At 66.9% G+C, this 11,351-nt stretch carries 12 protein-coding genes; 6 read left to right on the forward strand and 6 right to left on the reverse strand.

The window, feature by feature from the left end; all coding sequences use genetic code 11:
• Positions 1-157 precede the first annotated feature (157 nt).
• Positions 158-667 (reverse strand): methylated-DNA--[protein]-cysteine S-methyltransferase, encoded by a 510-nt coding sequence (locus tag QRN63_RS04765; RefSeq protein WP_285029703.1) that lies wholly within the window; start codon positions 665-667, stop codon positions 158-160.
• Positions 664-2,184 carry a DNA-3-methyladenine glycosylase 2 family protein gene (locus QRN63_RS04770; RefSeq protein ID WP_285029704.1) on the reverse strand — a complete coding sequence of 507 codons (1,521 nt, stop codon included), beginning with the start codon at positions 2,182-2,184 and terminating at the stop codon, positions 664-666. Before QRN63_RS04770 ends, QRN63_RS04765 begins: the two co-directional genes overlap by 4 nt.
• Positions 2,185-2,410: 226 nt before the next feature.
• On the opposite strand from QRN63_RS04770, the gene QRN63_RS04775 reads away from it, so the two are divergent.
• Positions 2,411-4,459, forward strand: a complete 2,049-nt coding sequence (locus QRN63_RS04775) for a DUF1214 domain-containing protein (protein WP_285029705.1) — start codon at positions 2,411-2,413, stop codon at positions 4,457-4,459.
• Between the two features lies 1 nt (position 4,460).
• Here QRN63_RS04775 and QRN63_RS04780 read toward each other — a convergent pair whose 3' ends face one another.
• Both QRN63_RS04780 and QRN63_RS04785 read right to left on the reverse strand, forming a co-directional pair.
• The gene (locus QRN63_RS04780; RefSeq protein WP_267315155.1) at positions 4,461-4,754 is read right to left on the reverse strand and encodes a hypothetical protein; all 294 of its coding nucleotides are present in this window, start codon (positions 4,752-4,754) and stop codon (positions 4,461-4,463) included.
• 43 nt (positions 4,755-4,797) lie between these two features.
• A complete protein-coding gene (locus QRN63_RS04785) occupies positions 4,798-6,399 on the reverse strand; it encodes an adenylate/guanylate cyclase domain-containing protein (protein ID WP_285029707.1) in 1,602 nt (533 codons plus the stop codon).
• A gap of 64 nt (positions 6,400-6,463) precedes the next feature.
• Between QRN63_RS04785 and nucS the strand changes: the two genes are divergently transcribed.
• Together nucS and QRN63_RS04795 are read left to right on the forward strand one after the other, a co-directional pair.
• On the forward strand, positions 6,464-7,144 hold the full coding sequence (gene nucS, locus QRN63_RS04790; protein WP_285029708.1) for an endonuclease NucS: 681 nt from the start codon (positions 6,464-6,466) through the stop codon (positions 7,142-7,144).
• Complete coding sequence (locus QRN63_RS04795; protein WP_285029709.1) at positions 7,144-7,431, forward strand: Rv1322 family protein; 288 nt, start codon at positions 7,144-7,146, stop codon at positions 7,429-7,431. Before nucS ends, QRN63_RS04795 begins: the two co-directional genes overlap by 1 nt.
• 19 nt (positions 7,432-7,450) lie before the next feature.
• Here the strand turns inward: QRN63_RS04795 and mce are convergent, their stop codons facing one another.
• Positions 7,451-7,924, reverse strand: coding sequence for a methylmalonyl-CoA epimerase (mce, locus tag QRN63_RS04800; RefSeq protein ID WP_267315152.1), 474 nt, complete (start codon positions 7,922-7,924; stop codon positions 7,451-7,453).
• A gap of 83 nt (positions 7,925-8,007) precedes the next feature.
• Between mce and QRN63_RS04805 the strand changes: the two genes are divergently transcribed.
• The 3 genes from QRN63_RS04805 (at position 8,008) to QRN63_RS04815 (ending at position 10,512) form a co-directional block, all read left to right on the forward strand.
• Positions 8,008-9,189 carry an acetyl-CoA C-acetyltransferase gene (locus QRN63_RS04805; protein WP_285029711.1) on the forward strand — a complete coding sequence of 394 codons (1,182 nt, stop codon included), beginning with the start codon at positions 8,008-8,010 and terminating at the stop codon, positions 9,187-9,189.
• Positions 9,190-9,251: 62 nt separating this feature from the next.
• Positions 9,252-9,611: a DUF3817 domain-containing protein gene (locus QRN63_RS04810; protein WP_267315150.1), complete on the forward strand. Its 360-nt coding sequence runs from the start codon at positions 9,252-9,254 to the stop codon at positions 9,609-9,611.
• Between the two features lie 13 nt (positions 9,612-9,624).
• Positions 9,625-10,512, forward strand: coding sequence for a tetratricopeptide repeat protein (locus QRN63_RS04815; RefSeq protein ID WP_285029714.1), 888 nt, complete (start codon positions 9,625-9,627; stop codon positions 10,510-10,512).
• Positions 10,513-10,523: 11 nt separating this feature from the next.
• Here the strand turns inward: QRN63_RS04815 and QRN63_RS04820 are convergent, their stop codons facing one another.
• On the reverse strand, positions 10,524-11,342 hold the full coding sequence (locus QRN63_RS04820; RefSeq protein WP_285029715.1) for an alpha/beta fold hydrolase: 819 nt from the start codon (positions 11,340-11,342) through the stop codon (positions 10,524-10,526).
• Positions 11,343-11,351: the final 9 nt, after the last annotated feature.

The following is an 11,351-nucleotide window of genomic DNA, read 5'->3' on the forward strand; positions in this document are numbered from 1 at the left end:
CCGATGATACTGCCCTGCACGGGCGGAAAAGTAGGACACCGCCGAACACAAATTACCTCAGCCCCCCGATGAAAATCGGGGGGCTGAGGCATTTTGCGTTCCGGACACTTTCGCATTTCGGCGCCGCGGCAATGTGTGGCGCCGAAATGCTATTTCGTCAATCGAACAGCGTCGGTTCTTCGGCTCCTGACCGACTTTTCTCCAGATCGAGCAGCAGCCTCTTGCGGTCCAATCCGCCGCCGTACCCGGTCAGGCTGCCATTCGCCCCGATGACTCGGTGGCAGGGCACGATGATGCCGACCGGATTGTGTCCGTTCGCCAATCCGACCGCACGAGAAGCGCCCGGTGATCCGACCTGCAGGGCGATCTCGCCGTACGAGCGTGTTTCGCCGTAGGGGATGGTCAACAACGCGCCCCAGACTCGGCGCTGGAACTCGGTGCCGATGAGGTCGAGTTCCAGCTCGAACTCCTGGAGCTCGCCGGCGAAGTAGGCGGTCAGTTGGTCGACGGCCTCCGGAAATGCCGTCTCGTCGGGCTCCCAGCCGTCATGGCTGGGCTCGTATGTCTGATCATCCATCCGCAGGTGCCGAATGCGCCCGTCGCACCCGGCGATCGTGATGGTTCCGACCGGGCTGTGCATGGTCCTGGTCTGCAACGTGGCGGTCATGCCTGCTCCTGTTGTGGTGATAGCGGAGGGTTGGTGCTCAGCGGCGGCCATTGGTTGACCGCATGATCCAGGGAGGTCCACAGGTGTTGGGTGGCGTACGCGCGCCACGGACGCCAGTGCGTGCTGTGCGCGATCAACTGGCGTGAATTGTCGGGTAACCCAGCTTGTTTGGCCGCGGCCTGCACGCCGAGGTCGCTGGCCGGAAACGCGTCTGGATCGCCGAGTCCCCGCATCGCGATGACCTCGGCAGTCCACGGCCCGATGCCGGGCAGTTCGGCCAACTGACTTCTGGCCTGCAACCAGTCCGACCCGGCGTCGAGTTCGAGAGTGCCGGCGGCGAGCGCGTCGATCAGCGCGACAAGCGTGCGTCGGCGGGACTCCGGGAAGGCCAGGTGGCTGGGATCGATCTCGGCCAGTTGTGTGACGGACGGGAAGACATGGGTCAAGGCCCCCGCCGGGTCGTTGATTGGCGTGCCGTAAGCCAGCGCCAGCCGGCGAGTGTGCGTCGCCGCGGCTTTCATGGATACCTGCTGGCCGATCACCACCCGCAGTGCCAACTCGTTCTCGTCGACCGTGCGGGGGATGCGTTGCCCGGGCGCCTTGGCGACGATGGGCGCCAGGTGCCGGTCGGTGTTCAGGACGTCGATGACGGCCTCTGGGTCGGCGTCGAGGTCGAGGAGTCGCCGGCACCGGGCGATGGCGGTGGCCAGGTCCCGGAAGTCGTCGAGGATCAGCGTGCATTGGACGTGGTCGACGCGCGGTGACAGCCCGACGATGCCGGTGCCGTTGGGCAGCCGCAGGGTACGTCGGAACGCACCGTCGCGGACCTCTTCGACGCCGGACACCGCGCCGGCCGACAGGTGGCCGAACACGCCCTCGTAGGCAAACGGCGTCCGCACCGGCAACCGGACGGAAAGCGTTCCCGTGCCTGGGGTTTCGTTGGGCTCGAAGCGCGTCTGCGCCCGGTTCCGGAGCTCGGTCGGCGTCAGTGCGCACACCTCGCGAATGGTGTCGTTGAACTGGCGGATGCTGGAAAAGCCCGCGGCGAACGCGACGTCACCAAAGGGCAGTTTCGTGGTCTCGATGAGTACCCGTGCGGTCTGGCTCCGCTGAGCTCGGGCGAGCGCCAACGGGTTCGCACCCACCTCCGCCTGGAGCAGGCGCTCGAGCTGCCGGGTGGTGTAGCCGAGCCTGGCGGCCAGCCCCGTGACGCCCTCTCTGTCGACGGTGCCGTCGGCGATCAGCCGCATGGCGCGGGCGACGACGTCGGTGCGGATGTTCCACTCCGGGGACCCGGGAGATGCGTCGGGCCGACAGCGTTTGCAGGCCCGGAAGCCGGCTCGCTGCGCTGCTGCGGCGGTTGGGTAGAAGCGGACGTTGCGTGCGAACGGAGGCCGGACCGGGCAACTGGGACGGCAATAGATGCCTGTGGTGAGGACGGCCGTGACGAACCAACCGTCGAACCGGGCGTCCTTGGATTGGACTGCCCGATAGCAGCGGTCGAAATCGTCGTACATACCTTCGACAATGGCATGCGGCAGACCCGAGTACTAGCGGGAAACCGACATCAACGTGGCTGGCGAGACATATTTAATCATTTGTCTCGTAAATGGCTGACGGGCGACTGTGGCCCTGTTATAACTGGAACGCGTTCTAGTCGGGGTTCAGGGGAGTCACATGCCAAACAGCAGTCGTGGGCAGTTGTCAACTGGCGCAGCCAGATTCGTCGGACGGGTTGGTGCGTTGGCTGTTGCCCTGGGGATCGGCGTCGCGGTGGCGAGTAGCCCTGGCATCGCCCTCGCCGCACCGAGCGACGCTACTGGGGCGTCATCGGGCAACCATGCCAAGAGCGACAGTTCCGCCAAGGGTGACGCCGCCAAGGGTGATGCGGACAACGCCAACGCGGACAACCCGAAGAAGGATAAGGGCGGCAAGCGCTCTGGCGGCGTGAATCCGGCGAAGAAGTCGTCGAAGCGACCCGCGGGGCAGGCCGACGCGGGGAAGCCGTCGACCGCGAAGGATGCGACCGACGCCGGCAAGACGTCTGAGCCTGACGCGAAACCCGCGGCCAAGAAGGTCGCCACCACACCGACCGCCCAAACCGCGCAGAAACCCTCGAAGGTGCAGGCGGCGGCCAAGGAGGACGCACCTGTGAGCACCGCGCCACGGGCGCATGTGGCAGTGCCGGTCGCTTCGATCGGCGCACCGGTTGCGGCCGCGACCGCAGCGGTGTCGCATGTGCTCTCGGCAGTGGGCCTCAACGGGACGGCGAATGCGTCCGGGAATCCCGTCGCCCCGCTGCAGAACGCCGCGTTGTCCGCGCTGCTCGGCGTCACTCGCCGGGAGACCGCATCCGCCTCCGCGACAACGTCATTGGCGGCCGCGCCGACGTCGTTGCAGAGCGCCACCACGGTGCTCGGCACGTCGCAGCAGCTGGCCGGCGAACGGAACGCCAACGCCATCGTGAACACGCTGCCGATGCAGATCATGAAGGCGATCCTCAAATTCGCGTTCCAGCTGAATGCCAAGCAGCAGTACTCCCAGGTCGGTGGACCCGACCAGGAGAACCTGGATCAGCTGAAGCAGGCCGTGGATGAGTACGCCCAGCAGGCCGCCATGGAGTACCAGCTGCTCAACCCGATGCGACCGACGGTGCTGGAAATGGTTATGCCGCCGCACGATTGGTTCGGCCAGTCGATCACCGGCACGCGCATCCTGTACGACAACCCGGACACCATCTACCGGATGATGGCGGTCAACTCGACGTCCACGTACGTGATCAGCGGGAAGTTCGGTCCGGGAGAGAGGCCCGCGGAGACGACCTTCAGTGTGCTGACAGGCCTTGGCGGGAAGACAGCCGCGGTGCTGAATGCCAAGGACATGCAGATCAACCCGGACGGCACCTTCACCGTGACGGTGAGTTCGCGTCCGGCCGAACCGGGTCAGACCAATCATCTGCAGATCCCGACCGACACCACCTTGATCGTCGCGCGGAACACCCTGTCGGACTGGAACGCTCAGGATCCGATGAGCTTGTCGATCGAGCGGGTCGGCGGCCCCCGAAACAGCCTGTTCGCACAGATCGGCGGCTTCGACATCCCTGGTCTGGGACCGGCCGTCTCCGGTAATCCGTTCCTGACCAACCTGGTCTCGCTGGTCCCGCCGCTGCCGGTGATGCCGAGGTTCCTGCAGGGCTTGGAGGCGTCGGTGATTCTCGCCCTCGGGCTGCGGATGGAACCGCAGTACATGGATGTGGCGACCAAGGATTCGTCGGGAAAGGCGAAGCCGCCCAACGTCTTCACCGATCCCGAGAGCAACGCGACGTTCCTGTCGACCCAGGTGCAGAGCCCGGGGTACTTCCAGCTGGCCGACGACCAGGCGCTGGTGCTGACGATCAAGCCCGGTGACGCCGGCTATTTCGTCGTGCCGGTGACCAATGACTGGACCATCACCAAGAACTACTGGGACCAGCAGACCAGCCTGAACATCGCGCAGTCGGTGGCCAATGCGGACGGCAGCTACACCATCGTGGTGTCGCCGACCGATCCCGGGGTGGCGAACTGGGTGTCTACCGGTGGCCTCAACCAGGGGACCATCTCGATCCGGTTCCAGGACATCGACACGACGGACACCAATCTGCCGAAGGTGAGTTCACAGGTGGTTGCGCTCAGCGACCTCAGCACGGTGCTGCCGGCCGGGACGACGTATGTCACTGCGGCGCAACGGCAAGCGGCACTCGACGAACGGAAGGCCGGATTCGACAAGCGTTTTGCGCCCTACCCGCAGGCGTGACTCAATACTCGTGGTTGGGGCACTGTACGTCGACGTAGACGGTCGCCGCGACCGGGCCGCCCGGCTTGAAATTGCCGGGGTTGTTCACGCCGGTCACCCAGCAGGTGTCGAGCGGCTTGACGTCGAAACCGTTGGTCCAGTTGATCTGTACGAGGTAGCCCTCGGCCTGGAGATTGTTGATGACGTCAGCCGCCGAACCGCCGGTGTTGTAGGTGTCGGCCGCGGCCTGAGGAGCGAGCGCCAGCGACACGGCCAGTGCGCCGGCGGCGGCAGCCATGACGGAATGTCGCTTCATAACCACCATGATCCTCCGGATCTGTGTGAAGCAGATGTGAATTTCAGGCCAGGATGGCCAGCTGCGTCGGCTCGGACATCCCACGCAGCGTCACGGTGTCACCCAGGGTCCAGTGCGCGCTTTCGGATTCGCTGACCGCGTCGAGCATGCTCGCGGAGGCCGCCAGATGGCCCGGCACAGACTTGGCGAGCTCGCACAGTCGAGCCGCCTCGTTGACCGGCTCGCCGATCACCGTGTACTCGAACCGCTCCTTGGCTCCGACGTTGCCGGCCACCACGGTGCCGGCCGCGACGCCGAGGCCCGCCTTCAATTCGGGCACTTCGTCACGCAGTCGCGACGCGATGGCCCGGGCGGCGGCCAGGGCGTCACCTTCGGTGCACTGCAACGACACCGGCGCCCCGAACACCGCCAGCACCGCGTCGCCCTCGAATTTGTTGACGAACCCGTGGTGCCGGTCCACCTCGTCGACGATGACGGCGAAGAAGCGGTTCAGCAGCTCGACGACCTCGACGGCCGGACGGCTCGTCACCAATTGGGTGGAGCCGATGACGTCGACGAAGATCACCGCGGCATGCCGCTCTTCGCCGCCGAGTTGCGGCTTCTCCTGCTCGGCGAGCGCCGCGACCTCACGTCCCACGTGCCGGCCGAACAGGTCGCGGACCCGTTCGCGTTCCCGCAGTCCGTGCACCATGGAGTTGAATCCGCGTTGCAGCTGGCCGAGCTCGGTGCCATCGAAGACCACGAGATCGGTGGTCAGGTCGCCCTGCTCGACGCGGCTGAGTGCCTGTCGCACAATACGGATCGGGCTGGCGGTCAGCCATGCCACGATCCACATCAGCAACGCGCCGAACACCAACGCGAACACCGCCAGCACCAGCACGGCGAACGCGAATTGGGTTGGGGTGAGGGTGCTTTGGGTGAGCGCGAACACCGCGGCCAACAGCACGCCCAGCATCGGCACGCCCGAGCCGAACGCCCACACCACCATGGTTCGGCCCATGATGCCCGGCGCCAGCCGCGATGGCGGCCGTCCGGCCTGAAGGGCGTCGGCAGCTACCGGGCGCAGCGCGAACTCGGTGTACAGGTTGCAGCTGGTGGATACGACGATGCCGGGGAAGGTGACGCCCAGCAGCAGTTTGGGGATGAACTGGGTGTCGTGCAGCGCGTAGAGCGTCGTCAGCAGTACGGCGCCGGAGCCCCACAGGAACAGCAGCACGCGCGTGAGCTGGCCCGGCGCGCGGAAGGTGTTGCGCTGGTCCTCGACGGTGGGAGTGCGTTCTTCGATGGCCCAGCGCACGCTCTGGATCACCCTGTTGGTCGCCCACACGACGCCGACGAGGAAGGCGAACACGATGTACGCGGGTGCCACGATCGTGGTGATCCACCAGACGTCGGCCCGGAAGACGTTGGGGGTCGGGAACAGCACCGTCTCGATGAAGATCGAGACGCCGACGCCGATCATATTCGCGACGATCACGAACGTGGTCAGGATGAGTTGGATGCGGATACGTCGCCGGCGCTGAGTCTCGGAAACACGGCCCAGAATCCACGATCCGTATTCGGGTGTGGACTGCAAGCTCGTACGCGGGGTGATGGCTTCCCGTATCCGCGCCAGGCGCGTCGTCCCGCTCTGGTCCGCAGTCATTGGCCGTCAGCCTAGTTCGTGGGGCGAGTCCGGAGCGGGATTCAATACCCCTAAGGTGGTTCGGGTGCGTCTCGTGATCGCCCAGTGCACCGTTGACTACGTCGGACGTCTGACCGCACATCTGCCGTCGGCCCGCCGCCTGCTGTTGTTCAAGGCGGATGGATCGGTGAGTGTGCATGCCGATGACCGCGCCTACAAGCCGCTGAACTGGATGACGCCGCCGTGCTGGACCGTCGAGGAGGCGCCGGTGGACGGCGTTTCGGCTCTGGTCTGGGTCGTCGAGAACAAAGCCGGTGAGCAGCTGCGGATCACCGTCGAGGACATCGAGCACGACTCCAGTCACGTGCTCGGCGTCGATCCCGGCCTGGTGAAGGACGGCGTGGAGGCGCACCTGCAGGAGCTGCTCGCCGAGCACGTCGAGCTGCTGGGGGTCGGATACACGTTGGTGCGGCGCGAGTACCCGACGCCGATCGGCCCTGTGGACCTCCTGTGCCGCGACGAGACCGGCGCGTCGGTCGCGGTGGAGATCAAGCGCCGCGGTGAGATCGACGGGGTTGAGCAGCTGACGCGGTACCTCGACCTGCTCAACCGGGACAGCGTCCTGGCGCCGGTGGCCGGGGTGTTCGCCGCTCAGCAGATCAAGCCGCAGGCGCGCACGCTCGCCACTGATCGTGGAATCCGTTGCGTGACTTTGGACTACGACAAGATGCGCGGCATGGACAACGACGAGTTCCGGTTGTTCTGATGCCGCGGCGACGTCCGGAGCGGCCCCGGCGGGACCCGCCGCCACTGCTCGGGGTGTCGTCACGCCGGGTGGAGACCGGACCCGACGGATATGACTACGAGGTGCGGTCGGTGGCCGGATCACGCGCCGTCAAGATGTATCGGTGCCCGGGATGCGATCACGAAATCCGCCCGGGCACAGCGCATGTGGTGGTACTGCGGGTCGACGACGCCGAGGACCGCCGGCATTGGCATACGCCGTGCTGGACGAATCGGGGAAACAGAGGACCGACGCGACGGTGGTCCTAGTCAGCGCGCGAGCAGCGCGTCAGTGTCCTTCGGCGGCGGGCTCGACCAGCTCGATCAGCACGCCACCGGCATCCTTCGGGTGGATGAAGTTGATGCGCGAGTCGGCGGTGCCACGGCGCGGCGCTTCGTACAGCAGGCGGACGCCGTCGGCGCGCAGGCGCTCGGACAGGGCGTCGATGTCGCTGGTCCGGTAGGCCAGCTGCTGCAGGCCCGGGCCGCGGGTATCGATGAACTTGGCGATGGTCGACTTCTCGTCGAGCGGGGCCAGCAGCTGAATCTGGGCGCTGCCGACGGGCGCGCCACGGACGGAGAGCATGGCCTCACGGACGCCCTGGTCCTCGTTGACCTCTTCGTGCAGGACGATCATGCCGAGGTGGTCGTGGTACCACCGGATCGCCGCGTCCAGATCCGGCACGGCGATACCGACGTGATCAACAGCGGTCACGAGGGCGCTGGCCAGCGCCGGACGGGCATCGACGTGTTCGGTGGTCATAACGTAAAGGTAACCTGATACGACCGAATTTGCGCCTGTGTGATCGGCCACATTAGCCGTTACAGATTTGTTGGAGGATGGAAATGACGACCTCGGTAATTGTTGCTGGAGCCCGCACGCCGGTAGGTAAGTTGATGGGTTCGCTGAAGGACTTCTCGGGTAGCGACCTGGGCGCCATCGCCATCAAGGGCGCCCTGGAGAAGGCCGGCGTCGAGCCCGCTGCGGTCGATTACGTGATCATGGGCCAGGTTCTGACCGCCGGTGCCGGGCAGATGCCGGCCCGTCAGGCGGCCGTCGCCGCGGGCATCCCGTGGGACGTCGCGTCGCTGACCATCAACAAGATGTGCCTGTCGGGCATCGACGCCATCGCCCTCGCGGACCAGCTGATTCGCGCCGGTGAGTTCGAGGTCGTCGTGGCCGGTGGCCAGGAGTCCATGAGCCAGGCCCCGCACCTGCTGCCCAAGAGCCGTGAGGGCTACAAGTACGGCAACGTCACCGCGCTCGATCACCTCGCATACGACGGTCTGCACGACGTGTTCACCGACCAGCCGATGGGCGCTCTGACCGAGCAGCGCAACGACCAGGACAAGTTCACCCGCGCCGAGCAGGACGAGTTCGCCGCGCAGTCGCACCAGAAGGCCGCGGCCGCGTGGAAGGACGGTGTCTTTGCCGACGAGGTCGTCGCGGTGTCCATCCCGCAGCGCAAGGGCGACCCGATCGAGTTCTCCGAGGACGAGGGCATCCGCGGCAACACCACCGCCGAGTCCCTCGGTGGCCTGAAGCCGGCGTTCCGCAAGGACGGCACCATCACCGCCGGTTCGGCGTCGCAGATCTCCGACGGCGCGTGTGCGGTCGTGGTCATGAGCAAGGACAAGGCCGAGTCGCTGGGCCTGACCTGGCTGTGCGAGATCGGCGCGCACGGCGTCGTCGCCGGCCCGGACTCGACGCTGCAGAGCCAGCCGGCCAACGCCATCAAGAAGGCCGTCGAGCGCGAGGGCATCACGGTCGACCATCTGGACGTCATCGAGATCAACGAGGCCTTCGCGGCGGTGTCGCTGGCCTCGACCAAGGAACTGGGCGTCGACGGCGACAAGGTCAACGTCAACGGTGGCGCCATCGCCATCGGCCACCCGATCGGCATGTCGGGCGCCCGTATCACGCTGCACGCGGCGCTGGAGCTGGCCCGCAAGGGTTCGGGTTACGCCGTCGCGGCGCTGTGCGGTGCCGGTGGCCAGGGCGACGCCCTGATCCTGCGTCGTCCGTAGTTTTCGCGAGGTGTGAACTACGCCTCGTAGTAGTCAGCCCGTCACTCGGGCACAATGGCGCCATGAGCGCTGTGGTGTCCCGGGTGGCGGGCTGGTTTCGTCTGATCGCGATGGCCGAGGCCGTCAGCTGGGTCGGACTGCTGATCGGGATGTACTTCAAGTACCTCGGCACGCCCCGCACCGAGGTCGGCGTGCACATCTTCGGCATGGTCCACGGCGTGGTGTTCCTGGCTTTCCTGGTCACCGGACTGGTCGTCGGGCGGGCCGCACGCTGGTCGCTGGCCACCTGGGTGTCGGCGGCGCTGGCGAGCATCGTGCCGCTGGCCAGCGTGGTCTTCCTGCGGTGGGCCGAACGGAGCGGCGCGCTGGCCGTCGGGGCCCCTACCGCTGAGGGTGAACCGGAACCGTCGGCCGTCGCGTGACAGACTGGACAGCGTGACTCGTCCGCGTCCTATCGGTCCCGCGCTGGCTGGCGCGGTGGACCTTTCCGCACTCAAGAATCGTCCCGCTGAAGGTGCTGCCGCTGCCGGTGGCGCGCCCGGTGGCATCGAGATCACCGAGGCCAATCTCGAAGCCGAGGTGCTGATCCGCTCCGGTGAGGTGCCGGTCGTCGTGCTGCTGTGGTCGCCGCGCAGTGACTCGAGTGTCCAGCTCGGGCAGACGCTGTCCGCGCTGGCCGCCGAGGACGGTGGCAAATGGTCGTTCGGCACGGTCAACGTCGACACCTCGCCGCGCATTGCCCAGATGTTCGGTATCCAGGGCGTCCCGACGGTCGTCGCGCTCGCCGGCGGGCAGCCGATCACGTCGTTCGAGGGTGGCCAGCCGGCCGATCAGCTGCGGCGCTGGGTGGACTCGCTGCTGCAGGCGACAGCCGGCAAGCTGGGCGGCGGTGCCGAGGGCGAAGAGGAGCAGGTCGACCCGGCGCTCGCGCAGGCCCGCGAGTTCCTCGACAACGGCGATTTCGACGGCGCCCTGGCTGCGTACCAGGCGATCCTCGAGGCCGACCCGGCGCATGTCGAGGCCAAGGGCGCCGTGCAGCAGATCGCGTTCCTGCAGCGGGCGTCCGCACAGCGTCCGGAGGCCGTGCGTCTGGCCGATGCCTCGCCCGACGACATCGACCTGGCCTTCGCCGCCGCCGACGTGCAGCTCTTCCAGCGCGACGTCGACGGTGCGTTCAACCGGTTGATCGCGCTCGTCAAGAAGACCTCGGGCGACGACCGCACCCGTGTGCGTACCCGGCTCATCGAGTTGTTCGACCTGTTCGACCCGGCCGATCCCGAGGTCATCGCCGGCCGCCGCAACCTCGCCAACGCCCTGTACTGATCTCTCGCGCGCTAAGCCCGCACCGAATTCCAGAAGTTGGTGACGGCATCGGCGATCAAGTCGGTATCGACCAACAGCGGGCCGACGTGTCCGGAGCCGGTGAGCGGGACGACCCGCGCGTCCGGCATGGTTTTGGCCGCGGCGCGGGCGTCGGCGGGACTCCAGTGCTGATCCCCGAGGTCGCCGGTCATCATCAGCGTCGGGACGGTGACGGCGACGAGCTGGTCGGCCAGCGACTGCCAGCTGTGCATGTATCGGATTGTGCGCCTAGCTGATTCGCGGTCCATTGCGCGGAACGCGGTTTTGAGTTCGGCGGCCGGTTCGGTATGGGCGATGCGCGCGCCGCCGAGCAGAACGTCGAACAGGATCTCGGTCAGCAGGGGATTGGGTCCGAGCAGCCGGTATGCCGCGGCGAGCGGGTAGGTCTGGGTCCAGCGCTGCCGCCGGCTCACCGGCAGGACCGGCGCGGCGATGGTGGTCAGGCTGCGCAGCCGGTGCGGTTCGGTGGCCGCCAGCGTGATGCCGACGTGGCCGCCCCAGGCATTGCCGATCCAGTCGACCGCATCGAGGCCGAGCGCATCGATCACTTCGCCTGCGGCACTTGCACATTCGTCGAGGGTGAAATCCCGGTCGATGGGGCTGCTCGTGCCGTATCCCGGTCCATCGATGGTCACCACCTGGCGCTGGGCGGCCAGGGTGTCGACAAGCCGGCCCCAGCTGCGCGAGTCCACCCAGAGGCTGTGCCACAAGACGGCGGGAGGTCCGGTCCCGGTGCGACGTACGTGCAGATCGCCGAGGCAGGTGGGGACGTGGGTGTCGAGTATCGTCATTGCGACCTC

This window comes from Mycolicibacterium sp. lyk4-40-TYG-92 (assembly GCF_030209435.1).
In the GTDB taxonomy this organism is placed as follows: Bacteria; Actinomycetota; Actinomycetes; order Mycobacteriales; family Mycobacteriaceae; genus Mycobacterium.